Here is a 24105-nt window from a genome sequence, read left to right as displayed (position 1 = left end):
CCGCCGATGCGATCGAGTTTCGCCCGAAGCGGCCGGGATGCTGGTGAGACAGCATCCCGCCGCGATTGCCGGCTCAACCGCCGAACAGCTCCGAGAATTTCGCCTTGTCGGCGTCGGTCCCGGCGACGATCGCCTTGGTGTCGAACGGCATCACCTTGACCTTGACGCCTTCTGGCAGCCATTCGGGGCGGCCAACCGAGGCCCGCGCCGGCAGGTAGCCCATGGACAGCGCCAGCTTCTGGCCTTCGTCCGAAAGAATGAAGTCGACAAACTTCTTGGCGCCATCGACATTCTTGGCCGTCTTCATGATGGCGACCGGTTCGGTCACCGCCGGCACGCCTTCGCTGGGGAACACGAATTCGACCGGCGAGCCCTTCTTCTTGGCGTTCATCGCCATGAAGTCGACCAGGATGCCATAGGGCTTCTCGCCTGATGCCACAGACTTCAGCACGGCGCCATTGCCGCGCACGCTGACGGTGTTGTTGGTCTTCAGCTTCTGGAAGAAATCCCAGCCATAGTTGGCGTCACCGACGAAGCCCGAGAGCAGGTAGGCGGCCGCGCCCGAATAGAGCGGGCTCGGCATGACCAGGCCATCGGCATAGGCCGGCTTGGCGAGATCGGCCCAATGCTCCGGCTTTTGCGCCGCCGCGGTGTTGTAGACGATGCCGGTGGTGATCAGCTTGCTGCCGAAATAGGTCTTGTCGGCGTCATAGGCATCCGCCTCGATGCCGTCGAGCTTGGCCTCGGGATAAGGCAGCAGCCGGTCGTCCTTCTTCAGCAGTTCCATGCTGACCGCGTCGGCGATCAAGAGCACGTCGGGCTGCGGGCTGCCGGCGGCGAACTCGGCTGCCATCTTGGTGAGGATGTCGCTGGTTCCGGAGCGATAGATGGTCACGTCGATGCCGGGCTGCGCCTTCTTGAAGGCATCCACGGTCTTGGCCGCGTCGGCTTCCGGCTGGGATGTATAGAGCGTCAGTGTTTCGGCGCCGGCCGAGCCGGCAAACAAAGTTGCCGCGAGCGCAATCTGGCTGGCCAGCAGCTTGATGAATAGCGTCTTCATGAGACCTCCTGTCTTGTCTGTGCACGACCGGTCCGGCCCCAGGCCAGTTCCCCGTCTCTTCCTCCCTGCACGGCGCATATGACTGGTGGATGACACAGCGCGTGAAACCCACAAAATATGTTCATATGTACATTGTCAATTACAAATGAACAGGATTGTGCGACAATCGACGGGCCGGTGATCCGGCATCAGTTGACATCCGGCCGGCGTTTCTCCGAAGAGGGAATGCGGCCAGGCCATGGCTCATGAGGGACGAGAACCGATGCCCACGGAAAAACCCAGACCGGCTCGCCTGCCGATGGTGTCGTCGGACCTCAACGTCAAGACCGCCTGGCTCTACTATGTCGAAGGGTTCACGCAGGAGCAGATCGCCGAAAAGCTCGATGTCAGCCGGGTGAAAGTCATGCGCACATTGGCCGCCTGCGCCGCCGAGGGCATCGTCGTCACCATGATCAACGCGCCGACCGCCGAGCAGGTCTCGCTCGAACGGGCATTGGAGAAGCGCTGGAATCTCAACGCCGCCGTCGTCATCCCGACGCCTTCGGCGCACGAGCATCTGGAGAAGGCGATCGGCCATGCCGTCGCGGCCTATCTCGGCGAGCAGATGCGGGACGGCATGACGCTGGCGATCGGCGGCGGCGCGACGCTGCATGCCAGCCTCGGCTTCCTCGCCCGCCGGCAACTGAAGCGCGCTTCAGTGGTGGCGCTGGTCGGCAGCCTGCCGCATTCGCAATGGATCAATCCGTCGATCGTCGCCGCCAAGGTCGCCGATGTCTTCGAGGTCGACAGCTATCAGATCACCGCGCCGGTGACGGTCGACAATCCCTCGCTTCGCGATCTCCTCTGGGCGCAGCCGACCTTGCAGGACGTGCGCCAGCGAGCGGCTGCGGCCGACATCGCGCTGCTGACGGTCGGCGACATGTCTCCCGATGCCACCATCTTCCGTCACGGCATCGTGCCGTCATCGCTGATCCCCTCGCTGAAGGCAAAGGGCGCGGTCGCCAACATCCTGTGCTATTTCGTCGACGCCGCCGGCAGGCTGGTCGATCACGAGGTCAATGGACGCGTCATGGCCATCGATCTCGATGTGGTCGGCCAGGTGCCGAACGTGGTGCTGGCCGCAGGCGGCAAGCGCAAGGTCGCGGCGATCCTCGCCGCGCTGAAAGCCGTCAGCACCAATGTACTGATCACCGACAGCGATACGGCCACGGCGCTGCTGGCCAAGGCTGGCTGAGACTCGGCGGCGTGGTCAGATCAGGCCGCGCTCGCGCAAGAAATCCTCGACGCCGACATGGGTCATGGATTCGAACTCGGCGATCGCTTCGGCCACCCGCTTGCGCTGGGCCGCCAGCAGCGTGAACACCTGCTTCATCTCGCCGGAAACGCCAAAACGGCTCCACCGCTCGGCGATATGCACCGGCAGGCCGATATCGGCGCAGAACGCATCCAGGCTGTCATAGCCGAGGCCGACGACGAGTTGCCTGGTTTCCTCCGCCGACATGCGCGGCTCGAAGGCGTGATCGTGCAGGCGCTGCGCCACCAGCTTGATGTCGGACGGCGACGCGCCCATGACCTTGCTGAACAATGTTCTGACGTCGGACGGGTCGAATGCTGGCATGTTTGGCCTCCCTGGATCGCAATCCACCTGGAAGATGGGTCAAGGGTTCGCACCTGACAAGTCGTTTCTGTTGTAAGCCGGCGCATCATTTGGCGCCGGCTCGCGACAGGAGGCCCTACACCAGGATGCCCATCGGGTTCTCGATCAGCCGCTTGAAGGCGACCAGCAGTTCGGCACCCAGCGCACCGTCGACGGCACGATGATCGGTCGACAGCGTCACCGACATCACGGTGGCAATCTTGATCTCGCCGTTCTTGACCACCGCCCGCTCCTCGCCGGCGCCAACGGCCAGGATGGTCGCGTGCGGCGGATTGATGACGGCGGCGAAGTCCCTGATGCCGAACATGCCGAGGTTCGACACCGCCGTGGTGCCGCCCTGATACTCTTCCGGCTTCAGCTTGCGGCTGCGGGCGCGGCTGGCCAGATCCTTCATCTCGTTGGAGATGGTGGATAGCGTCTTTTCGTCCGCATGCCGAATGATCGGGGTGATCAGGCCGCCGGGGATCGACACCGCAACGCCGACATCGGCATGCTTGTGCTTGACCATGGCGCTTTCGGTCCACGAGGCATTGGCATCCGGCACCGCCTTCAGCGCCATCGCCATCGCCTTGATGACCATGTCGTTGACCGACAGCTTGTAGGCCGGCACATCGCCCTTTTCGGTCTTCTTCACCGGCGCCGCCGCATTGATCTGCGTGCGCAGTGCCAGCAGCGCATCGAGTTCGCAGTCGAGCGTCAGGTAGAAATGCGGGATGGTGGTCTTGGCCTCGACCAGGCGCCGCGCGATGGTCTTGCGCATATTGTCATGCGGGACGAGTTCGTAGGAGCCTTCCTCGAACAGTTTCAGCACCTGATCGTCCGACATCGCCTTTACTGGCGCGGCAGGAGCAGCGGCCGGCGCTCCCGCGGGCGCAGCCTTCGCGGCAGGCTTGGCACCGCCGCCGGCAATCGCCGCGTCGACATCGGCCTTCACCACACGGCCATGCGGGCCGGTGCCCGATATGGCTGAAAGGGTCAGTCCTGCTTCCCGAGCCAGCCGTCGGGCCAGAGGCGTGGCACGTGTACCCGACGGCGATTGGCCGATCTCCCCCCTGTGGGGGAGATGCCCGGCAGGGCAGAGGGGGGCGTGACAGAGTGCGACGTTGGCGGGACAGCGCCCCCCTCTGTCGGCTTCGCCGGCATCTCCCCCACAAGGGGGGAGATCGGCGCCGCGTCCTGCTTGGTCCCATAAGCCTCGCCGTCGGCATAAATCCACGCCACCGCCGCGCCAACGGCAATGTCGACACCCTCCTTGCCGGTGACATCGCGCAGGACGCCACTGGCCGGCGCGTCGATCTCCATCGCCGCCTTGTCGGTCTCGATCTCGAACAGCACATCGCCCTTCTTGACCCTGGCGCCTTCCTCGGCAAACCAGCGCGAGATCTGTCCGGTCGCCATGTCCATGTCGACCTTGGGAAGAATGACTTCGGTCGGCATCGCTCAGCGAACCCCTTTCACGAGGTCGCGCGCGGCGGCAATGATGTCGGGAACCTGCGGCACCGTCGCCTTCTCCAGTTCGGGATTGTAGGGGATCGGCGTCTCGGCGCCGCCCAGCCGCACGATCGGCGCGTCGAGGTAATCGAACGCCTCGCTCTCGGCGATCATGGCGCTGACCTCGGCGCCAATGCCCAGCGTCTTGACCGCTTCGTAGACGCACATCAGCCGCGACGTCTTCTTCACGCTGTCGATGACGGTCTGCTTGTCCATCGGCCGGATGGTCCTGAGATCGACGACTTCGATGTCGATGCCTTCGGCCTCGAGAGCCGCAGCGGCTTCGAGCGCCTTGTGCACCATGATCGAGGTGGCGACGATGGTGAGATCCCGGCCCTCGCGACGGATGTCGGCCTTGCCGATCGGCACCGTGTAGTAGCCTTCCGGCACCGGGCCCTTCATCTTGTAGAGCAGCTTGTGCTCGAAGATCATCACCGGGTCAGGATCGGCAACGGCCGCCAGAAGCATGCCCTTGGCATCATGGGGCGTCGCTGGCTGGATGACCTTGAGCCCGGGCACATGGCCGAGCCAGGCCTCGAGGCTCTGGCTGTGCTGGGCCGCCGCACCGGTGCCGGAGCCGGCGGGAAACCGCATCACCACGGGAACCGAAACCTCGCCCCCCAGCATGAAACGCATCTTCGCCGCCTGGTTGACGATCTGCTCCATGGCGAGCGTGGCGAAATCGGAGAACTGGAACTCGAAGATCGGCCGCATGCCGGTGACGGCGGCACCCACCGCGACGCCGGCGCCGCCCAGCTCCGAAATCGGCGTGTCGATCACACGCTCGGTGCCGTAACGCTCGACCAGGTCGCCGGTTACCTGGAAGGCGCCGCCATAGACGCCGATATCCTCGCCCATCAGGAAGACGCGTTCATCCATGTCCATGGCGATCGCCATGGCTTCCTGGATCGCCTGGGCGTAGCTCAGTTCACGCACCATCGCGTCCATCAAGCCTGCTCCGTATAAACATAATCCTGAATGGTGCCGATATCCGGAGACGGGCTCGCCTTGGCGAACTCGATGCCGTCGGCGATCTCCTGCGCCACCGCGCCGCGAATGGCCTCGATGCCCTTGTCGTCGATGAAGCCGAATTCGCGCAGCTCGCTTTCGAACAGGGTGATCGGATCGCGGTTCGACATCCAGTCCTCGATCTCTTCCTTGGTGCGATAGCGATTGCGGTCGCTCTTGGAATGACCGCGATGGCGATAGGTCTTGGATTCGATCAGCGTCGGCCCCTCGCCCGCGCGGGCTCGGGCGACAGCCTGGTGCGATGCCTCGGCGACTTCGGAGAAGATGTTGCCGTTGACGATGACGCCGGGCATCGAATAAGCGGCGGCGCGGTCGGCTATGTTCTTGACGGCGGTCGAACGGGCCGTCGATGTCGACATGCCGTAGCCGTTGTTCTCGCACACGAAGATCACCGGCAGCTTCCAGATCGCGGCCATGTTCAACGCCTCGTGGAAGGCGCCTTCATTGTTGGCACCATCGCCGAAGAAGGAGACCACGACCTTGCCGGTCTTCATCATCTTGGAGGACAGCCCCGCGCCGACGGCGATCGGGATGCCGCCGGCAACGATGCCATTGGCGCCGAGATTGCCCTTGGCGACATCGGCAATGTGCATCGATCCGCCGCGCCCCTTGCAATAGCCGGTGGTCTTGCCGAAGAACTCGGCGAACATGCGCTTGACCTCGGCGCCCTTGGCGATGCAGTGGCCGTGGCCGCGATGCGTCGAGGTGATCTGGTCATCCTCGGCAAGCGGCATGCAGATGCCCATCGCGCTGGCTTCCTGGCCGATCGACAGATGCATGGTGCCGTGAATGAGGCCGCGCGTGTAGCACTCCTCCGCGCCCTCTTCGAAGCGGCGGATGAGGTACATCTTGTGGAGCACCTGCTTGAGCTGCTCGGCGCTGTACTGGCGATAGACAAAGGGCAGGTTGGCACGACTGTCCGCGACGGCTTTGCTGGCTCCGGCCATGATCACGCTCCCACGGTGCCGTAGACGAGTTTGTCCTGGCGGGCGCGCAGTTCGGCGATCTTGGAGCCCGCCGCGGGGGCGGCGTTCGCATAGGTGATGAGCTCGCCCTTCTTGATCGACGCGGTCACCGAGCCGCCTTGCAGCAGGCCGCAAGGAATGGCCTTGGCGGCACGCGCCTCCGGCGCCGTCATGATCCAGGCGCGGTAGCAATATTCGCCGATCGCATCGAGCTTCTCGCCGGGCTTCATGTCCTTCTTGGCCACCGCGCAGACTTCGGCCACGGGCTTCGCCAGCGGCACCATGTCGGCCTTGCCGTAGAGCACGACGCGGGCGCAGGTCAGCGGCACTTCGAGCGAGGTCAGATGATAGGGACGGTGGAAGGTGAAGTACGGGCCCTTGCCCATCTTCAGATCTTCCATGCGCTCCGAGATACGCGGATGCGACATGTCGGCGACGACGAACACGCCGGGCGCCACACCCTTGCCGATCGAGTAGTCGACGACGCCGACCCTCGACAGCACGCCGCCGTCCTTCTGCGGCACCAGGACCTTGGACAATTCGCCAAGCGTCGCTGCCGGTCCGTGCATGCCGGCCTTGTCGGGAACCAGCCCGGTGGCGTTGGCGATCGCCGCCATCTCGACCATGGTCTTCGACCCGTCGACGAATTCGACCAGCATGCGCACATTCATATGCCGCCGCTTCGCTTCCTCTTCATAGTCGGGCGGCGTGGCATCGATGTTGAGTGGATTGTTCTTGCCCTTGCCGGCGGCGACGATCGGATGGCCCATCGCCGAAACGAACTCGATCAGTTCCATGCAGGAGGACGGCTCGTCGCCAGCACCCAGCGAATAGGTGACGCCAAGCCGGTCGGCTTCGCTCTTCAGATAGGCGCCGATGGTGACGTCGGCCTCGACATTCATCATCACCAGATGCTTGCCATGCTCCATGGCGCGCAGGCCAATCTCGGCGCCGACGGCAGGGACGCCGGTGGCATCGATCACCACATCGATGAGGTCGTTGTTGATGACCAGGCTGGCGTCGTTGGTTACCGCAATCTTGCCGGCCTCCATCGCCGCCGTCATCGCCGAAGCGTTCGACACCTCGCGCGCGTGACCGGTTTCCTGGAAGGCGATATCCACCGCCCTGCTGGCGGCGGGCAGGTTCAGCTCGGAAATGGCGCCGATCTCGATGCCGGACATATGGGCGACGCGGGTGACGATATCGGTCCCCATCTCGCCGGAGCCGATCAGGCCGATGCGGATGGGCTTGCCCGACTTGGCGCGATCCTCGAGATCACGGGCAAGGCCCGTCAACGAAACATTGGAAGCCATACCGCTCATTCCTCCCACATTGCAGGCTGTTCAATTGCTTGACGGGTATTGAACATCTGTATTTCTGTCAAGACTAATGTCCAATTTGCATGCGGTTAGGACCCTTTCCAGCAGCCCGGTCCGGGTGCGAAAAAAAGTGGCTGGGAGAGCCCGATCTCGCGCAGCCCAACGGTTCGCTGGAAAGCGCGCGGCCGACATGAAGTCAGGCGTTGCCGCCCTTCCCGGCAAGGACAGCCGTGGCTCGGTTCGCTGGACTGTCAATGCGTAAAGGCGGCGCCGGTTGGGAAATCGTGGAAATGCACGACCACGCCATCCACGTCGATGAAGATCACGGCATGGGCAGGCGGCTCGGCAATGCGGGGCGGGCGAGAGCCGGTGGCGATGGGCCGTCAGGAGCGCTTCAGGGAAGCACCGGCGACATCGAGCCGGCGATTTCCAGCAAGGACGAGACGAGCAACTGGCGTTCGTCTTTCGACAGGACATCCGAATCGAAGAGGTTCATGCTGCGCAAGCCCTCGATGGCGAGATAGCAGACCAGCAGCGACTTGAGGTCCGGCGTCTCTCCCTTCAGCCGCTCGAACAGCTGCCGCTTGAATGTCTTTATCGGTGTCATGAAATCGGGATCCTCGGCGATAGCCGAAAAGATCCAGGATGCGGACGGTTGCGTTTCCTCGCAGTCATTGGCCGACAGCCTGATATAGACGGCGAGCGGGTTTTCGCCCCTGTCGTTGGTGCGGGCGGATTCGAGCGCCTGCTCGAACTCGCGCAGATACTCCTCGACCAACCCCTGCATCAATTTGGCCTTGGTCGGGAAATTATAGAGGAGGCCGCCTTTCGATACGCCGGCGCGGCTGGCGACCGCATCCAGCGACAGGCTGCCGGGCCCGGTTTCCCGAGCAACATCGGCCGCCGCGGCAAGAATTTTCTCGCGCGAATTCGATCTTCGGACTCTCATGGCGCCTCCCATCGCAAGCTTAGGCCCAATTGACAAGACCGTCCAGACGGTACAGTAAGACCGCCGTCATTTGAAATCGGGACCCGCAGTCGATATGTGTCCCGATATCCGCGCTTTGCGCCGGATTTCGACCGAGGGGAATTCCTTGTTTAAGCGCATACTCCGTATCTTTCTCATCGTTCTGGTCCTAGCCGTGCTCATCGTCGTGGTCGGAGGCATTGTCGGCTTCAACTTCCTGCGCGACAACGGCATCAAGCAGTATTTCGCCTCGATGAAACCGCCGGCGGCGACCGTGTCGACGACGATCGCCAAGCCGTCGAGCTGGACGCCGGGCGTCGAGGCGATCGGTACGGTCAAGGCGGTGCGCGGTGTCGACCTGACGGTTGAGACCACCGGCATCGTCAAGGACATCCTTTTCCATGCCAACCAGAAGGTGGCGGCCAACGCGACCCTGCTGCAGCTTGACGACGCCGTCGAGCGTGCCGATCTCGACGCGCAGAAGGCGCAGGCCGCGCTCGATCAGACATCGCTGGCCCGCGCCATCGAACTGACCAAGCGTGGCGTCGGTTCCGACAGCACGCTGGACACCGCGCGCGCGGCGGCCTCGGCCTCGGCGTCTCAGGTCACCAAGCTGCAGGCGGTGCTCGAACAGAAGCAGTTGACGGCGCCTTTCGGTGGCACGGTGGGCATTCCGAAAATCGACATCGGCCAGTATCTGGCGCCCGGTACCGCCGTGGTGACGCTGCAGGATCTCGACACGATGCGTGTCGATTTCTCGGTCCCCGAACAACAGCTGCCGCTGCTCAAGATCGGCCAGACGGTTCGATTGGGCCTCGGCGGTGGGGATATGCCGTTTGCCGGCGCCATTCGCGGCATCGACCCGAAAATCGACGCGACCAGCCGGCTGGTGAATGTCAGGGCGGAAGTCGCCAATCCCGACGGCAAGCTGACCCCTGGCCAGTTCGTGCAGGTGCGTGTCGAGCTGCCCGAAGAGCAGAACGTGCTGACGCTGCCGCAGACGGCACTGACCACGAGCCTCTATGGCGACTACATATTCGTGGTGCAGCCGGCAAAGCCAGCCGCGGCGCCGGCTGCGCAGACAGCCAAGCCGGAAGAAAAGCCTGCCGCGTCGGCAGCCGACAAATCGGCGGACACCAAGCCAGCAGATACCAAGCCGGCCGACGCCATGAAACCGGCAGCCGACGCGACCAAGCCCGCCGACAAGGCGGCCGCAGATGCGGCCAAGCCGGCGGCGGAGGGTGACAAGCCTGCCCTGGTGCTGTCGCAGGTGTTCGTCAAGCCTGGCCGCCGCAATGAAGGCATGGTCGAGATCATCGAGGGGCTGAAGGCCGGCGACGAGGTCGTCACCGCCGGACAGAACCGTCTCTTCAACGGCATGTCCGTCGCCGTCGACAACACCATCGACCCGACCAAATCGGCGAACAAGCAGGCCGACCAGCAATGAGCTTTTCCGATCTCTTCATTCGCCGGCCTGTCCTGTCGACGGTCCTTGCCTGCATGATCCTGCTCCTGGGTTTCCAGGGCATCTTCAACCTGTCGATCCGGCAGTATCCGAAGGTTGACGAGACGGCGATTACCATCACCACGGCCTATCCGGGCGCCAGCGCCGACCTGATCCAGGGCTTCATTTCCGCCCCGATCGCGCGCGCCGTCGCCTCGACCGAGAACATCGACTACGTCACCTCGTCGAGCCGACCGTCCTCCAGCACCGTGACGGTGCAGATGAAGCTCGGCTCTAACCCGGACGTCGCGCTCACCGAAGTGCTGTCCAAGGTCCAGGGCGTGCGCGGCACCTTGCCGGACGCCTCCAAGGACCCGGTCATCGTCAAGGGCACCGGCCAGCAATTCGCGATGATGTACATCTCGATGCAGAATCCGAACATGACGAAGGAGCAGCTGACCGAGTATATCGAACGCGTCATCAGGCCACGCATGTCGACGGTCGAAGGCGTCGCCGACGTGCAGATCTTCGGCGCGCAGGAATACTCGATGCGTGTCTGGATCGATCCGGTCAAGCTTGCCGCGCGGGGCGTGACGGCATCGGACGTGCTGACGGCGATCAACAATTCCAACTTCCTCTCCGCGCCCGGCAACACCCAGAACGAATATGTCGTCTCCTCGGTCACCGTCCGCTCGACGCTGCAGACGCCGGAGGCGTTCGCCGAGCTGCCGCTGCGCTCGACCGACGGCAATGTGGTGCGCCTGCGCGACGTGGCTCGCGTCGAACTCGCCGCAGCGAACACCGACACCAGGGTCAGCTTCAACGGCAAGCCCGGTACCTTCCTCGCCATCTTCCCGACCCCGGCGGCAAATCCGCTGACCACGGCGGCGGCACTCACCAAGCTCGTGCCGCAAATTCAGGAGACACTGCCGAAAGGCATGACGATCGAGGTCGTCTACGATGCGACCGGGCAGATCAGCGCCTCGATCGAAGAAGTGTTCAAGACCATCGCCGAAGCGGTTGCCATCGTCGTCGTCGTCATCCTGCTCTTCCTCGGCTCTTTCCGATCGGTGATGATGCCGATCATCACCATCCCGCTGTCGCTGATCGGCGTCTGCTTCCTTTTGTTTGCGGTGGGTTATTCGATTAACCTTCTCTCCCTGCTGGCCATGGTGCTGGCGATCGGCCTTGTCGTCGACGATGCCATCGTGGTGGTGGAGAACATCCATCGCCACATGGAGGAAGACCACATGTCGCCGATGCAGGCGGCATTCAGCGGCATGCGCGAAATCGCGTCGGCCATCGTCGCCATGACGATGACGCTGGCTGCCGTGTTCGCGCCCCTGGCCTTCACCGGCGGCCTGACCGGCGCGCTGTTCCGCGAATTCGCGGTTACACTCGCTGGCTCGGTGGTGCTGTCGGGCGTCATCGCCATCACCATCACCCCAATGATGTCGGCACGCCTCTTGAAGGCCGGCACGCCCGGCCGTTTCCAGCGCATTGTCGACGGCACCTTCGCACGGGTCGAGCGTGTCTATGAGCGGGCCGTAACCGGTTCGCTGAACTATCGTCCGTTGACCCTGATCATCGTGCTTGCGCTTGTCGGCGTCACCGGCTTCATGTTCACCAAGACCTCGACCGAGCTGGCGCCGGAAGAGGATCAGGGCTTTCTGCTCTCGATCGTGACAGCGCCGCGCTATGCGACGTCCGATTACACCGAGACGTACGTCAACCAGATACTTGGCCTGGTGAAGGACATTCCGGAGACGCGGGCGCAGTTCTCGGCCGTCGCCTTCGGTGGTCAGACAAACAGCGCCTTCGTTGGCTTTGCCTTCAAGGACTGGGCTGAGCGCAAGCGCAGTTCGAAGGAATTGCAGGCCGACATAACGGCTCGTATCGCCAAGGTGGCGGGAGTCCAGGCCTTCGTCTTTGCGCCGCCGACGCTGCCGGGCTCCGGTGGCGGCCTGCCCATCGCAATGGTGGTGCGTTCGACCGGCGATGCTTCCGAGGTCTACGAGGCGGCCGAGCAGATCAAGAACAAGGCGCAAGCCTCCGGCCGCTTCATCGTCGTGCAGAATTCGATGGCCTATGACGCGCCGCAGGTGACGGTAACTATCGACCGGGACCGCGCCGCGGCGCTGAACCTGCCGATCGCCGATATCGGGCGGACGCTGACTTTGCTGGTCGGCGGCGCCGAAGTGGCGCAGTTCGACCGCGACTCCAACAGCTACGACATCATCCCGCAGGTGCCGCAGGAGTTCCGCGACAATCCCGAAAAGCTGGGCCAATACTTCGTGCGCAGCGTGACAGGCGAGATGGTGCCGCTGTCGGCGGTGGTGAAGATTTCGACCAATGCGTCGCCGGCCGCGATCGAGCAGTTCAACCAGCTGAATTCGGCGACGATTTCCGCGCTTCCGCTCCCCGGTGTCACCACCGGCGATGGATTGAAAGCCCTCGAGGACATCGCCAAGGAGAGCCTGCCCGACACCTTCTTCATCGACTACTCGGGCCAGTCCCGGCAGGAGAAGGAACAGGGCAACACCATCCTGATCGCCTTTGCCGCCGCCGTTCTCGTCATCTATCTGGTGCTGGCGGCGCAGTTCGAAAGCTTCCGCGACCCGCTGATCATCATGATGGCGGTGCCGCTGTCCATCTTCGGTGCGATCGTGCCGCTCAATCTGGGTCTGGGCACGCTCAACATCTACACGCAGGTTGGCCTGATCACGCTGATCGGCCTGATCACCAAGCACGGCATCCTGCTGGTCGAGTTCGCCAACCAGCAGCGCGAAATCCATGGCATGCGGCGGCGCGACGCCATCATCGCCTCGGCCAAGGTGCGACTGCGGCCGATCCTGATGACGACGGCCGCGATGGCGCTTGGCGTGGTGCCGCTGATCGTTTCCAGTGGCGCGGGTGCCGCGGCCCGCTATTCGATGGGCCTGGTCATCTTCACCGGCATCCTGGTCGGCACCGTCTTCACGCTCTTCGTCGTGCCCATGTTCTACACTTTCATCGCCAGCAAGGACCTGCCTCATCTGGCCGAGAAGCCGGATCCCAAGCTGATGCCGGCACTGCCGAACTAGGGCAATCTCAGGAAAAGTGTGTAGCGGTTTTTCCGTCCGCAATTGCGCAAGGACAGACGACAGAAAAAAGAGGCCGGAAAATTCCGGCCTCTTTTTTTGGCTGCGCTCGATACCGCCGGTTGAGCTGTACTCAATACCGCAGGACACTTTCCGGCGGGAGCTGTGAGAAGCGCACGGCGGTAAGCCGGCCTTCGCAGCCCGCTACTTGACGATGACGATGCTGGTGTTGGTCGGCCCGAACGTTTCGACAAGCTGATAGAAATCGGCGGCGTTGTCGGGATGCAGCCGCACGCAGCCATGCGAAGCCGGCTGGCCGAGACGCTTGATCGCGTAGGTGGCATGCACCGCATAGCCGCCGCTGAAGAAGACCGAGTGCGGCATCGGCGCGTTGTCGTACTTCTTCGAATACCACATCTCGTGCATGCGCGTCGGCTTGAACGAGCCGGTCGGCGTCACATGCGCCTTGTCGCCCGTGGAAACCTTCCACGCAAAGGTCGGCCGGCCATCGACCGAGACTTCCATGATCTGCTGTGAAAGCGAAACGCGCGCCACGATCTTGTTGGCGGCGTGGGCGGCGCCTGAGCCGGCGCCGAACAGAAGTGCAGCACCCGTCAGGGCGGCGGCGGTGATGTGGATGAGCTTGGCGGAAATGGCGGTGTGCATGATGTCCCTCTCTCTGCCGGACTTGGCCGGCTCCAATTCGATGGCCGCTTATCCCTGCGTCATGTTTCGGGCAGATTTCGCAAAATGCTCGTTTGTGTTTCGAATATGTTTCCCGTGGTTAACAAACGGAACTGTTCGCGGCGTGGAAAAGAGAGAATGGACACCATCTCTAATGAGCAGCCTAGCCAGGAACATAGTGACTTGCCCTTAAACGAAAGTGCGAATTTCCTGCATACGAAAGAATCGCCATCAGTTTCGAAACCAAACTGCAACAAAGCGCGGCTTCAGGCGGCATGATCCGGAAACAGCGCGCCGTCAGGGTTGACGTAACGAAAGCAGACGGCAACGACCATGGGAACGAAAACGAACACGCAGTCCTGGTTTCTCAGGATCAGCATCACGGCAGCAGCCATCGGCGGCGTCGGCACGATCGCCGGCAGCCCGACTGGCAAGCTCGCGGCGATGACCTCGAGCGAAGTTTCAACCCTCCACGCCATCCTGTTTTTCGTCACGGTCTGGATTGTTTCCAGCCTGCGCATCACCCGGCTCAAGGCCCTCTGGCGGGTCGGCCTTCGGCTGATGAGAATGCGCGGCCCCTCCGGCTACTTGCTGCCGAGAGGACCGAGTGCCCGCGCCGCGATGGGGGGCTCCACCGGCGGCGCGGGCACTTCGGAGGTTTCCTGAAGCGACCTGCAACACATTGATTTTTTTGGGGAATTGCCACGATGAAAACGAAATTCGCAGCTTCAGTGCTTTCCGCACTGCTTTACGCGCAGGGCCTGCTCGGCTTTGCTGGCCTCGCCACCGTGCTCCTCAGGGACCGCGCCCATGCCAGCGAACTAACCATGGGCAACGACACGCCCATGGGGCCATCGCTTCTCGTGGTGCGTTAAGCTCCGGCGGCATCGGGCCAAGTGGAAAATCCGATGCTCAGCCAAGGAGATAGCGCGAGCGCCCGGCCGTCAGTCGTCGAATTGCCGCGGTGGATCGAACCGGTAACCGGCGCCGCGTATGGTGATGATGGTCTCGGTATCGAGCTTGCGGCGCAGCCGCACGATGCGCGAATCGATCGAGCGGTCAAAGGCGTCGGCGTTTTCGGCTGGCGCCGCGGCGATGATGTCGTCACGCGTCAACACCTTGCGCGGACTGGCCAGGAACAGCCTGAGCAGCGCGACCTGACCCGGCGAAAGCTGCTCCTCCGTGCCGGAGCGATGCATGACCATGGCCGACCTCAGATCGACGGTCGCATTTTCCAGCACAATCAACTCCTCGGGCCGGCCTGCCGCGCCGCGCCAGCAGGCCGCCAACACGGGCGGCGAGCTCCCTGACATTGAGCGGGCTTTCGACGACATCGGCCGCACCGAGCTCGAGCGCCAGCACCTTGTCGACAAGATCGGCCGGCCGGCAAATCAGGATGAAATCCGGCCCGTCCTCGCCGCCATGGCGCCGCAGCAGATCACGCCCTTCCGCCTGGCTGAGGCTGTCGCCAACGACGACGACCTCGATTCCCTTCCCCGAGAGCAGCGATTCGGCCTCCCACGGCTGCCGCGCCTGACGCACATCGTGGCCACGCCGCTCGAGATGGTCGGCGAGTTCGGTCGCGACCACTTCGGCTACGGAAACAAGCGCGATGACGGATCGTGCGGCCATGTTTTCCAACCGTTCCCTGGCAACCAGATATGAGTGCTGGACATCATGTTTATACCCAATCTACTTTCCACTGAAAGTGGGAGCGAGAGCATCGTGCGGGCAAGAATAATCATCGTCGAGGACGAGCCCGACCTTAGGGACGCGGTCGCCGAATATCTCGGCGCCGCCGGCTTTGACACGGTCACCGCTGAAAGCGCTGCAGCGGCACGAACCCTGCTGGAAACGCAGTCGTTCCATCTCGCCATTCTCGACATCGCCATGCCGGGCGAGGATGGCCTCTCGCTCGGCCGCTGGCTGCGCTCGCGGATGCCGATCGGCATCATCTACGCGACCGCCGCCGGCACCGCGCTCGACCGCATCGTCGGGCTGGAACTCGGCGCCGACGACTACATCGTCAAGCCATATGAATTGCGCGAGGTGCTGGCGAGAGTACGCAGTGTGCTGCGCCGCGTCCCGCAGCCGACGGAGCCGCAGGACAAGAAGGCCAGGACGGACCGCCGTTCCGTTGCTTTCGGTCCCTTCCAGGCCGATCTCGACGGCAGGCTGGTCACCGGCGCCAACGGGGCGGTGATCGACATGGCCAAGAGCGAATTCGACGTGCTGGAGGTTTTCCTGACCCGCGCCAACCGGCTGCTGACGCGTGCCGCGATCTCCGAGGCGATCGGCTTCACCGAGGATCCTGAATCATCGCGCGCGGTCGACATTCGCATCATGCGCCTGAGGAAGAAGATCGAGACCGACCCGGCCAACCCGAAATTCCTGCGCACGGTGCGCGGTGAAGGCTATATCTTCTCGTTGCCGGCCGGCGACGGCAACTGAGCCGCGCAACGGCCTGGTGAGAAGGTTCGGCGTTCGGGCTACCTTGGTGGTCCCCGCGCCGTGAATTTTCAAATCCAGACCCACCAAATTCCAAAATTTGCTAATGTGGATCTCGATGACAGCCGACCATGACTGCTGACCATGACCACTGACGCAGCACACACGGACATGCACGGCGATCGCCAGGGCGCGGCGATGGCGGCCGTGCGTGTCGTTCGCCGGCTGCGCGAGGCCGGCGACTGGCAGCGCGAGATGGAGGGCATCCTCGAAACGCTGTGCCGCGCCATGGAATGCCAGCGCGGCATCCTGTTCCGCTTGCGCGAGCTGCCCGGCCAGGGTTTCGCCCAGTCGGTCGCCGCCTACTGGATCGACCCCGATTTCGGCGGCGAGCTGGCGTCGCCCACCGTTATCATGCAATCGATCGTCAATTCGGATCCGCTGCTGGAGCGGTTGGCCGAGGACGAACGGCAAGGCAAGGTCTTCGCCGGCCATACGCGCAACCTCGAGGGCTTTCTGAGAACCGATTTCGAAAAGCAGAACATCAAGTCGTTCCTGTCGGTGTCCGTCTTCGCGCATGGCCATCTCTGGGGCACACTGGCGGTCAACGATTGCGTCGACGAGCGGGAGTGGACCGACGAGGAAGAGGCGACGCTGCACATCATCGCGCTCGCCATCGGCGACGCCATCGAACGCTCGCCCTCCGATGCTCATGCCAGCGAGGTCATCCGCCGCACCATGCTGCAGGCCTCGCTCGACGCCATCATCGTCATTGATGAGGCCGGATCGATCATCGAATTTAACCCGGCCGCCGAAAAGATGTTCGGCTTTCAGCGCAGCGACATCCTCGGCAAGGACCTGCTCGATACCGTCGTGCCGGAATACTACCGCAAGGGCTATTCGTCGGGCGCCGACTATATGTCGGGCCGCGGCGCGCCGATGGTCGGCCAGCGACTCGAGACGGTGACGCAGAATGCCGCCGGCGAGGTGTTTCCGATCGAGCTGACGGCGACCGAGATGCGCGTCGCCGACCGCCGCCTGATCTTCGGCTCGATCCGCGACCTGCGCGACAGGCTGCGCGCCGAGGAGGAGATCAACCGGCAGCGCGAGAAGCTACATCAGAACGAGAAGATGGCGGCGATGGGCTCGCTTCTGGCCGGCGTCTCGCACGAGCTCAACAACCCGCTGGCCGTGGTGGTGGCGCAATCGACGCTGCTGCACGAATTCGCCTCGGATCCGCAGACCAAGGTCCGCGCCGAGAAAGTGCGTGCCGCCGCCGAGCGCTGCGGCCGCATCGTCAAGAGCTTCCTGTCGATGGTCCGCCTGCATCCCGCGGCACAAGCCGAGACCGATCTCAACCAGGTGATCCGCGCGGCACTCGAGGTGACCGCCTATGGCGCGCGATCGAGCGGCATCATCATCGACACCGATTTCGCTGCCGGTCCGCTGCTGGCGATGGCCGACGCCGATCATGTGACACAGGTGGCGGCCAATTTCCTCATCAACAGCCAGCATGCGCTGGCCGACGTAGCCGGCGACCGGCTGATCAAGGTGCGGACCTTCCGCAGCGAACTGGGCAAACCCGGCTTCTCGGTCGAGGACAATGGCCCTGGCGTGCCGGAAGCGATCCGCAACCGCATCTTCGAATCCTATTTCACCACCAAGCCGGTCGGCGTCGGCACCGGCATCGGCCTGTCGATCTCGAAATCGATCATCGAACGGCACAATGGCAATGTCTGGTTCGAGGAAGTGCTGCCGAGAGGGGCGCGTTTCGTCGTCCAGCTGCCGGCCATTTCGGCTGGCATCGCCATTGCCGGCGAGAACCAGCCGCGCTCGAGCGGCTTGCGCCATGCCTTGATCATCGATGACGAGCCCGATGTCGCCGGCTCGCTCTCCGACATTCTCGAATTGATGGGCATCAAGTCGCGGGTCGCACCCGTCTGGGAATCCGGGGCTGCCACCCTAGACGGCCATATGCCGCCGGACATCGTCTTTTCGGACCTGCGCATGCCCGGCACCAGCGGCATTGCAATCTATCGGGAGCTGCTTGCCGAAAGGCCTGGATTGGCCCGGCGTTTCGTGCTGGTCACCGGCGACCTGATCGGCGCGAAAGCCGAAATCGAGGCCCTGCCGGCGCAGCAGCGGCCGCAGATCCTGGAAAAGCCGTTCAGCACGCTGGATGTGCGCAGCGTGCTGTCGGCCATTGCCGAACAGGCGACATTCAAAGGATAAAAAAGGCTCCCGGCCGACATGCGGGCGGGAGCCGAAGGGAGCGCTGGAGGAAGCGCTCGGGGAGGTCAGAGCATGGTCCCGAAGTGGGAACCGAATTTCGAGATCATGCTTCGACAAAAATCAGAAAATGTTCGGCGTGTTGGTCAGCGGCGCGGCGTTGGCGATCATGCGGATAGCGCGGGCCTTGTGCGTCCCGGACTGCTCGGCGATGGCGCGCAGGCAATCCACGCTCTCGGCGCCCCAGGACTGCCCCTTGCAGGCGAAGTCGATCGTCGGCACCGGCAGGCGCGCGGTCTTGGTCGTTGTCGATGCGCCTTCGACGATGTTGGCTGGCGGATTCAAGGAAGCGAAGGCTGGCCCGACCGTCGGGGTGAACGCCATGCCGGCGAAGGCGCAAGCAGCCAGCGCCATGAACATCGCCATGGGGTGGTCGCTGGCGCGCTGGCGCAGTGCCAGTTTCGGGCGGCGGTCAGAGCGCTCTGGAGCCTGGAGGCGGCGCTCGGCGCTGGCAATCTGGACTTTCTCATGCATCGTCGTTCCCTTCGTCGATTTTCTTTTTTCTATAAAACGAATTTAACCGCACTAGGTAACGGGCGAATGATACGTGATGGATGCCCGTGTAACAGCTCCGAAACAACGGATACGGGCATATCCGGGCAAAATCGGTCACTTTCCGATGCATTGGTTCGTTTGCGAAGCCGTTTCATGTGCGCGATCAGGATGTTGCTGAGCTATCTATTTTAGGCAGCAAAGCTCAAACGCAGCCAGTCGAACTATGAGCGACCTCACACTCCGGCCAGCGGGGCACATTTTTTCTGCGGGAAACGGGCAAGATTTCTCCCGCATCAAGCGTTGATGCCGACGCGGAAAGCGCGCTCCACAACCCATGTTAAGGCTCGGAATTCCCGGGGTTTTCTTCGGCCGCACCGGTTTCAGGGCGGCTCCAATGAGGGTTCATGCGAGCCTCGTATTTCTACAAGCCATTGCATTTCAATGAAAAATATGATTTTATTGAACAGTCATTCAATAAAAAGAAGACCCGCCCATGAACCCGCACCTCCGTGACGTGGCGATCCCCAATGATTGGGACAGGCGAGGCCTGCCGGGCTGGAGTTATCACTCCGATGCCCTTCTCGAGCTCGAGAAAGAGCATGTCTTCCGCAATCACTGGCAGATCGTCGGCCACGTCTCCGACCTGCCGAATGCCGGCGACTATCTGACCATGGACGTGGTTGGGGAGCGGGCATTGATCGTGCGCGGCAAGGACGGCGTGGTGCGCGGCTTCAACAATATGTGCCGCCATCGCGGCAGCCGCGTCGTCGCCGACAGCCAGGGCAATTGCAAGAACGCCCTGGTCTGCCCTTTCCACGGCTGGGTCTACAATCTCGACGGCACGCTGCGCGGTGCGGCGCGCCCGCGCTCCTTCCCCGATCTCGACAAGACCGAGTTCGGCCTGATGCCGCTCGATCTCGAAGTCTGGATGGGCTTCGTCTTCATCCGCTTCCGCAACGGTGGCCCGCAGCCGTCGGTCGCCGAGCTAATGAAGCCGATCGAGCCCGAATTCGCGCATTACAAGGCCGCCGACATGGTGCCTTCCTGGGGTATCTGGACCCAGAAGACCCCGGTCAACTGGAAGTCGGTGCGCGACGTCGACAATGAAGGTTACCATGTCGCCATGGCGCACCCCGCCTTGCAGGATCTCTATGGCGCCACCTATTTCGACGAACCCTTCATCAATGGCGTGTCACGCTCCTTCGCTACCTACAACCCGCATGCCGGCCGCCGCTGGAGCGTCAGGAACTATGTCAAGATCGCGCCGGAGCCGGCGCATCTGCCGGACTATTTGAAGAAGGCCTGGGTCTACTACGGCATCTTCCCCAATGCGGTCATTTCGGTGATGCCGGAATCGGTGCAGTTCTATCAGGAGTTTCCGCTGTCGACGGGTGAGACGCTGCTGCGCGGCGCCATCTACCGCTACCGCGACGAAAGCCGCGAGCAGGCCGCCGCCCGCTACCTCTCCTTCCGCATCGACCGCGACACGATGTCGGAAGACGTGCAGCTCTCGGTGTGGTCGAACGAATCCATGCTGTCCGAAGCCTTCGAGGGCTTCTACCTCTCGGATCTCGAATATGGCGTGCGCACCCATCACGACCATCTGCGCAAGATGCTGCCGGTGCTGGGGCTGGAGACCGCGCCCGAGGAGAAGGACATGTGGAATTTGAACGACGCGCTCAGGTCGCGGTCGTAGGCACGAAGGCAGAGATGGCGATCTCCCCACGTGAGGGAGATCGGCCGTCATCCCCGCCACACCCCTTCTTTCCTGAGATCATCCATCGTGCGTGAAATGCCTTCGCGCAAGATGCCGACCATGTCGTCGATCTGCTCTCGCGAAATGATCAGCGGTGGCGACATCACGCACATGTTGATCAGCGGCCGGACCAAAAGGCCAAGCTCATGGCAATGCGCATCGATGCGCTTGCCGACATCCTTGTCGAGCTGCAGCGGATCCTTGCTTTCGCGGTCGGCGACGCATTCGACGCAGCCCATCAGCCCCACGCCTCGCACCTCGCCGACCAGCGGCAGCTCTTCCAAGGTCTTCAGTTGCGCCTGGAAATAGGGCGCGACCTCTTGCGTGCGGGCAAGCACACTCTCCTCCAGCAGATCGAGGTTTTTCAGCGCCACGGCGCAGCCTATGGGATGGCTGGTGTAGGTCAGGCCATGGCCGAACATCGCGTCCGGATGGTTCGAACGCCGCAGTTCCTCCAGCAGACGCTCCGAGATGATGACGCCCCCAAGCGGGAAGTAACCCGAGGTGACGCCCTTGGCGAAGGTGATCATGTCCGGATCGATGCCGAACACGTCGCCAGAGGCGAAGACATGGCCTAGCCGGCCGAAAGCCGTCACTACCTCGTCTGAAACATAGAGGATGTCGTTGTCGCGGCAGATCTCGCGGATGCGCTTGAGATAGCTGTCGGGCGGCACGATGACGCCACCGGATGCCTGCACCGGCTCGCCAACGAAAGCGCCGATCCTGTCGGCGCCGACGCGGGCGACCGTGTCGCGGAACTGGTCGACGAGAAAATCGGTGAAGGCGGCAAGGCTCATGCCTTGTGGACGGCGGAACGGATCCGGCGAAGACAGCTTGATCACCAGCTCGTCGGCGCCGTCCATCCAGTCGCGGTCGCGCGGGCGGCCGTTGAGCGAGGCCGACAGATAGGTCGAGCCGTGATAGGCGCCGCCCCGGCTCAGGATCAGCTTCTTTTCCGGCCGGCCACGCACATTGTTGTAGAACTGCATGAAGCGCAGCGCTGTCTCGACGGCCGAAGAGCCTCCGGTGGTGTAGAAGACGTGGCTGAGATCGCCCGGCGCATGGCCGGCTATGCGCATGGCAAGTTCGGCCGAAGGCGCGTTCATCGTGTACCAGGGCGTGTTGTAGGACAGCGCCATAGCCTGGTCGTACATCACCTTGGCAAGCTCCTCGCGGCGGTGGCCGACATTGACGCACCACATGCCGGCAGGCCCGTCGATCAACCGTTTGCCGGTGCTGTCGGTGATGTAGATGCCATCGCCTTCGCCGATCAGCGCGCGCGCCTCGGCACCGACCGAGCCGGCGAACGGCCAGGGCTGGATGAGATGGCGCTTGGCCAGTTCGACCGCATCGTCCTCCGCGGCCCGGGCCATTTCCGGCACCTTCATGTCCCTAGCAGCAGCCATCATTGCCTCGCATCATTTCGACGAATTCTTCTCGGGCATGAAATTCAGCGTCAAAGGCCGGAAATGCCGACTTTCTTCATCAAATTTTGAATGTCCGTTCAATCAATATCGCAGAAATAGCGCTTGATTTCAATCCGCGTATGCGCGCATGATGAAAGAAAGCCGGCAAGGGGAACAGAGAGCCGGCACCAGCACAATGGGATGCCGCATGGCGGGACAGTCCAGGCCAGCAACCGCGATCACACCCGGAGCCCTGCAATGACGGCGGCCGCGGAAGGGTCGCCCCCGTTGCGCATGACGCGGGCCAGACGAAATGCCCTTCTGCAGTCCGAACCCGTGCAGGGTCTTGCCCTGATCAGTCCGACCCTTGTCTACGCGCTCATCCTTGTGGTCCTGCCGATCCTGGTGGTCATCGCCCATTCCTTCTGGACGCAGCACTACCTGACCATCGACCGCAGCTTCACACTGGAGAACTACCGCATTGCGCTGACCGAGCCGATCTACCGAGATCTGTTGTGGCGCTCGCTCTACATCTCGCTGACGGTCAGTCTGCTCACCGTCCTGCTGGCCTATCCGATCGCTTATTTCATTTCCTTCCATGGCGGCCGTCACAAGAGCCTGTGGCTGTTCCTCATCACCATCCCGTTCTGGACCAGCTATCTCTTGCGCGTCATGTCATGGAAGGTCATCCTCGGCTACAACGGCGTCCTCAATTCCAGCCTGATGGGCCTTGGCATCATCGACGAGCCGTCGACGGCGCTGCTTTACAATTCCAGCGCCGTTATCATCACGCTCACCCATGCCTGGGCGGCCTTCGCCATCCTGCCGATCTTCGTTTCGCTGGAAAAGGTCGATCGCACGCTGGTCGAGGCGGCCAAGGACCTTGGCGACGGCCCCTTGCGTTCGTTCCTGCGCGTGACCTTGCCGCTGTCCGCACCCGGCGTCATCTCGGCGGCACTGATCGTCATGATCCCGACCGTCGGCGACTATGTCACGCCGAAACTCGTCGGCGGCAAGGACGGCGTCATGATCGCCAATGCCATCCAGGCGCAGTTCGGCAAGGCCTCCAACTGGCCGCTGGGCGCCGCCCTTTCCGTCACCACCATGGTGATCGTGACGCTGATGGCGGGCGCCACGGTGCTGATCATCCGCGCCCTGCAGAGGCTGGCGCGATGACGGCGGCGCGGCGCTTCCTGGCCGGCGGCTGGCTGCCGGCCTACGCGTTCCTCTATGTGGTCTTTCTCTATCTGCCTGTGATCTTCCTGCCGATCTTCTCGATCAACACGGCGGCGACGCCGAAATTTCCGCTCACCGGCTTCACATTGCATTGGTACGAGGACCTGCCACGCACCCCGGCCCTGCTCGACGCCGCCTGGAACAGCCTGATCGTCGGCGTGTCTGCCGCGATCCTCTCCACCGTGCTCGGCATCCTCGCCGCCCGTTCGATCACCCGCTACCGCTACCCCGGCCGCCGCGCCATCAACGGCCTGATCATGGCGCCACTGGTGCTGCCCGAGGTGATCGTCGCCATCTCGATGCTGCTGGTGATGCTGCAACTGGGCTTGAGCCTGTCGCTCTTTACTGTGGTGCTTGGCCACGTGCTGGTCTGCATCCCCTATTCGATGACCGTGCTGACCTCCGGCTTCGAAGGCTTCGACCGCAGCCTGGAGGAAGCCTCCGCCGATCTCGGCGAGAGTGCCTTCGGCACCTTCCGGCGCGTGACGTTGCCGATGGTGGCGCCGGCCATCATCTCCAGCCTGCTGGTCTGCTTCACCATCTCGCTCGACGAATTCATTATCGCTTTCTTCCTGACCGGCACCGAAGCGACGCTGCCGATCTACATCTGGGGCCAGCTGCGTTTCGCGGCGAAACTGCCTGGCGTGCTGGCGCTGGGTACACTGTTGCTGGTTGCCTCCTTCCTGTTGATGACAGTCGCCGAAATCCTGCGTCGCCGTGCCGCCAGACGCACCCAGAACGAGGGAGGCCTTTATGCCTGAGCAGCCCCAGACCGAGCG

The 24105-nt window shown here is 63.1% G+C and carries 19 protein-coding genes and 2 pseudogenes; 10 read left to right on the top strand and 11 right to left on the bottom strand.

Annotated features, from left to right (window positions below; translation table 11 throughout):
• Positions 1–73: 73 nt before the first annotated feature.
• A complete protein-coding gene (locus AC56QQ_RS06195; RefSeq protein ID WP_497125935.1) occupies positions 74–1060 on the bottom strand; it encodes an ABC transporter substrate-binding protein in 987 nt (328 codons plus the stop codon).
• Between the two features lie 262 nt (positions 1061–1322).
• Between AC56QQ_RS06195 and AC56QQ_RS06190 the strand changes: the two genes are divergently transcribed.
• Positions 1323–2294, top strand: coding sequence for a sugar-binding transcriptional regulator (locus tag AC56QQ_RS06190; RefSeq protein ID WP_497125934.1), 972 nt, complete (start codon positions 1323–1325; stop codon positions 2292–2294).
• Between the two features lie 15 nt (positions 2295–2309).
• On the opposite strand, the gene AC56QQ_RS06185 is transcribed toward AC56QQ_RS06190, so the two are convergent.
• From AC56QQ_RS06185 to AC56QQ_RS06160, 6 genes and pseudogenes are all read right to left on the bottom strand, one after another.
• Entirely contained in the window at positions 2310–2678 is a 369-nt protein-coding gene (locus AC56QQ_RS06185) for a hypothetical protein (RefSeq protein WP_497125933.1), read from the bottom strand.
• 115 nt (positions 2679–2793) lie between these two features.
• Positions 2794–4154: pseudogene (locus AC56QQ_RS06180) on the bottom strand (pyruvate dehydrogenase complex dihydrolipoamide acetyltransferase).
• Positions 4155–4157: 3 nt separating this feature from the next.
• Positions 4158–5156 carry an alpha-ketoacid dehydrogenase subunit beta gene (locus AC56QQ_RS06175; RefSeq protein ID WP_497125932.1) on the bottom strand — a complete coding sequence of 333 codons (999 nt, stop codon included), beginning with the start codon at positions 5154–5156 and terminating at the stop codon, positions 4158–4160.
• Positions 5156–6184 (bottom strand): thiamine pyrophosphate-dependent dehydrogenase E1 component subunit alpha, encoded by a 1029-nt coding sequence (locus AC56QQ_RS06170; protein ID WP_489858086.1) that lies wholly within the window; start codon positions 6182–6184, stop codon positions 5156–5158. The genes AC56QQ_RS06175 and AC56QQ_RS06170 overlap by 1 nt, the downstream gene beginning before the upstream one ends.
• Positions 6185–6186: 2 nt before the next feature.
• The gene (locus tag AC56QQ_RS06165; protein ID WP_497125931.1) at positions 6187–7515 is read right to left on the bottom strand and encodes an NAD(P)H-dependent oxidoreductase; all 1329 of its coding nucleotides are present in this window, start codon (positions 7513–7515) and stop codon (positions 6187–6189) included.
• 400 nt (positions 7516–7915) lie between these two features.
• Positions 7916–8470, bottom strand: coding sequence for a TetR/AcrR family transcriptional regulator (locus AC56QQ_RS06160; protein ID WP_497125930.1), 555 nt, complete (start codon positions 8468–8470; stop codon positions 7916–7918).
• A gap of 145 nt (positions 8471–8615) precedes the next feature.
• Between AC56QQ_RS06160 and AC56QQ_RS06155 the strand changes: the two genes are divergently transcribed.
• Both AC56QQ_RS06155 and AC56QQ_RS06150 read left to right on the top strand, forming a co-directional pair.
• Positions 8616–9935 carry an efflux RND transporter periplasmic adaptor subunit gene (locus AC56QQ_RS06155; protein WP_497125929.1) on the top strand — a complete coding sequence of 440 codons (1320 nt, stop codon included), beginning with the start codon at positions 8616–8618 and terminating at the stop codon, positions 9933–9935.
• A complete protein-coding gene (locus tag AC56QQ_RS06150) occupies positions 9932–13015 on the top strand; it encodes an efflux RND transporter permease subunit (RefSeq protein ID WP_497125928.1) in 3084 nt (1027 codons plus the stop codon). Before AC56QQ_RS06155 ends, AC56QQ_RS06150 begins: the two co-directional genes overlap by 4 nt.
• A 201-nt stretch (positions 13016–13216) precedes the next feature.
• On the opposite strand, the gene AC56QQ_RS06145 is transcribed toward AC56QQ_RS06150, so the two are convergent.
• Entirely contained in the window at positions 13217–13678 is a 462-nt protein-coding gene (locus tag AC56QQ_RS06145) for a L,D-transpeptidase (RefSeq protein WP_269907639.1), read from the bottom strand.
• Positions 13679–14029: 351 nt separating this feature from the next.
• Here AC56QQ_RS06145 and AC56QQ_RS06140 point away from each other — a divergent pair, with 351 nt between their 5' ends.
• Together AC56QQ_RS06140 and AC56QQ_RS06135 are read left to right on the top strand one after the other, a co-directional pair.
• On the top strand, positions 14030–14362 hold the full coding sequence (locus AC56QQ_RS06140) for a hypothetical protein (RefSeq protein WP_497125927.1): 333 nt from the start codon (positions 14030–14032) through the stop codon (positions 14360–14362).
• Positions 14363–14403: 41 nt separating this feature from the next.
• Positions 14404–14571 carry a hypothetical protein gene (locus AC56QQ_RS06135; protein ID WP_489858093.1) on the top strand — a complete coding sequence of 56 codons (168 nt, stop codon included), beginning with the start codon at positions 14404–14406 and terminating at the stop codon, positions 14569–14571.
• A gap of 69 nt (positions 14572–14640) precedes the next feature.
• On the opposite strand, the pseudogene AC56QQ_RS06130 reads toward AC56QQ_RS06135, so the two are convergent.
• Positions 14641–15328: pseudogene (locus AC56QQ_RS06130) on the bottom strand (winged helix-turn-helix domain-containing protein).
• 45 nt (positions 15329–15373) lie between these two features.
• Here AC56QQ_RS06130 and AC56QQ_RS06125 point away from each other — a divergent pair.
• Together AC56QQ_RS06125 and AC56QQ_RS06120 are read left to right on the top strand one after the other, a co-directional pair.
• The gene (locus AC56QQ_RS06125) at positions 15374–16147 is read left to right on the top strand and encodes a response regulator (RefSeq protein WP_489858095.1); all 774 of its coding nucleotides are present in this window, start codon (positions 15374–15376) and stop codon (positions 16145–16147) included.
• A gap of 141 nt (positions 16148–16288) precedes the next feature.
• Positions 16289–18376 (top strand): PAS domain S-box protein, encoded by a 2088-nt coding sequence (locus AC56QQ_RS06120; RefSeq protein ID WP_497125926.1) that lies wholly within the window; start codon positions 16289–16291, stop codon positions 18374–18376.
• Positions 18377–18496: 120 nt separating this feature from the next.
• Here the strand turns inward: AC56QQ_RS06120 and AC56QQ_RS06115 are convergent, their stop codons facing one another.
• Positions 18497–18907, bottom strand: a complete 411-nt coding sequence (locus tag AC56QQ_RS06115) for a hypothetical protein (RefSeq protein WP_489858097.1) — start codon at positions 18905–18907, stop codon at positions 18497–18499.
• Between the two features lie 514 nt (positions 18908–19421).
• Here AC56QQ_RS06115 and AC56QQ_RS06110 point away from each other — a divergent pair.
• Positions 19422–20624, top strand: coding sequence for an aromatic ring-hydroxylating oxygenase subunit alpha (locus AC56QQ_RS06110; RefSeq protein WP_497125925.1), 1203 nt, complete (start codon positions 19422–19424; stop codon positions 20622–20624).
• Between the two features lie 47 nt (positions 20625–20671).
• Here AC56QQ_RS06110 and AC56QQ_RS06105 read toward each other — a convergent pair whose 3' ends face one another.
• Positions 20672–22090, bottom strand: coding sequence for an aminotransferase (locus AC56QQ_RS06105; RefSeq protein WP_497125924.1), 1419 nt, complete (start codon positions 22088–22090; stop codon positions 20672–20674).
• Positions 22091–22348: 258 nt separating this feature from the next.
• Between AC56QQ_RS06105 and AC56QQ_RS06100 the strand changes: the two genes are divergently transcribed.
• Both AC56QQ_RS06100 and AC56QQ_RS06095 read left to right on the top strand, forming a co-directional pair.
• On the top strand, positions 22349–23266 hold the full coding sequence (locus AC56QQ_RS06100) for an ABC transporter permease (protein ID WP_497125923.1): 918 nt from the start codon (positions 22349–22351) through the stop codon (positions 23264–23266).
• Positions 23263–24087, top strand: coding sequence for an ABC transporter permease (locus AC56QQ_RS06095; RefSeq protein WP_497125922.1), 825 nt, complete (start codon positions 23263–23265; stop codon positions 24085–24087). Before AC56QQ_RS06100 ends, AC56QQ_RS06095 begins: the two co-directional genes overlap by 4 nt.
• Positions 24088–24105: the final 18 nt, after the last annotated feature.

It is taken from the genome of Mesorhizobium sp. RCAM 05099, assembly GCF_059683685.1.
The sequence above is the reverse complement of the archived record's forward strand: the minus strand, read 5'-3'. Positions and strand labels throughout refer to the sequence as shown.

Excerpts from the sequence above, each read along its gene's own strand:
- AC56QQ_RS06160 (WP_497125930.1), bottom strand. The coding sequence starts at position 8,470 with ATGAGAGTCCGAAGATCGAATTCGCGCGAGAAAATTCTTGCCGCGGCG.
- AC56QQ_RS06120 (WP_497125926.1), top strand. The coding sequence starts at position 16,289 with ATGACCACTGACGCAGCACACACGGACATGCACGGCGATCGCCAGGGC.
- AC56QQ_RS06115 (WP_489858097.1), bottom strand. The coding sequence starts at position 18,907 with ATGCATGAGAAAGTCCAGATTGCCAGCGCCGAGCGCCGCCTCCAGGCT.
- AC56QQ_RS06105 (WP_497125924.1), bottom strand. The coding sequence starts at position 22,090 with ATGGCTGCTGCTAGGGACATGAAGGTGCCGGAAATGGCCCGGGCCGCG.
- AC56QQ_RS06135 (WP_489858093.1), top strand. The coding sequence starts at position 14,404 with ATGAAAACGAAATTCGCAGCTTCAGTGCTTTCCGCACTGCTTTACGCG.
- AC56QQ_RS06140 (WP_497125927.1), top strand. The coding sequence starts at position 14,030 with ATGGGAACGAAAACGAACACGCAGTCCTGGTTTCTCAGGATCAGCATC.
- AC56QQ_RS06095 (WP_497125922.1), top strand. The coding sequence starts at position 23,263 with ATGACGGCGGCGCGGCGCTTCCTGGCCGGCGGCTGGCTGCCGGCCTAC.
- AC56QQ_RS06125 (WP_489858095.1), top strand. The coding sequence starts at position 15,374 with ATGTTTATACCCAATCTACTTTCCACTGAAAGTGGGAGCGAGAGCATC.
- AC56QQ_RS06185 (WP_497125933.1), bottom strand. The coding sequence starts at position 2,678 with ATGCCAGCATTCGACCCGTCCGACGTCAGAACATTGTTCAGCAAGGTC.
- AC56QQ_RS06195 (WP_497125935.1), bottom strand. The coding sequence starts at position 1,060 with ATGAAGACGCTATTCATCAAGCTGCTGGCCAGCCAGATTGCGCTCGCG.
- AC56QQ_RS06175 (WP_497125932.1), bottom strand. The coding sequence starts at position 5,156 with ATGGACGCGATGGTGCGTGAACTGAGCTACGCCCAGGCGATCCAGGAA.
- AC56QQ_RS06110 (WP_497125925.1), top strand. The coding sequence starts at position 19,422 with ATGAACCCGCACCTCCGTGACGTGGCGATCCCCAATGATTGGGACAGG.
- AC56QQ_RS06100 (WP_497125923.1), top strand. The coding sequence starts at position 22,349 with ATGACGGCGGCCGCGGAAGGGTCGCCCCCGTTGCGCATGACGCGGGCC.
- AC56QQ_RS06170 (WP_489858086.1), bottom strand. The coding sequence starts at position 6,184 with ATGGCCGGAGCCAGCAAAGCCGTCGCGGACAGTCGTGCCAACCTGCCC.
- AC56QQ_RS06165 (WP_497125931.1), bottom strand. The coding sequence starts at position 7,515 with ATGGCTTCCAATGTTTCGTTGACGGGCCTTGCCCGTGATCTCGAGGAT.
- AC56QQ_RS06145 (WP_269907639.1), bottom strand. The coding sequence starts at position 13,678 with ATGCACACCGCCATTTCCGCCAAGCTCATCCACATCACCGCCGCCGCC.
- AC56QQ_RS06190 (WP_497125934.1), top strand. The coding sequence starts at position 1,323 with ATGCCCACGGAAAAACCCAGACCGGCTCGCCTGCCGATGGTGTCGTCG.
- AC56QQ_RS06150 (WP_497125928.1), top strand. The coding sequence starts at position 9,932 with ATGAGCTTTTCCGATCTCTTCATTCGCCGGCCTGTCCTGTCGACGGTC.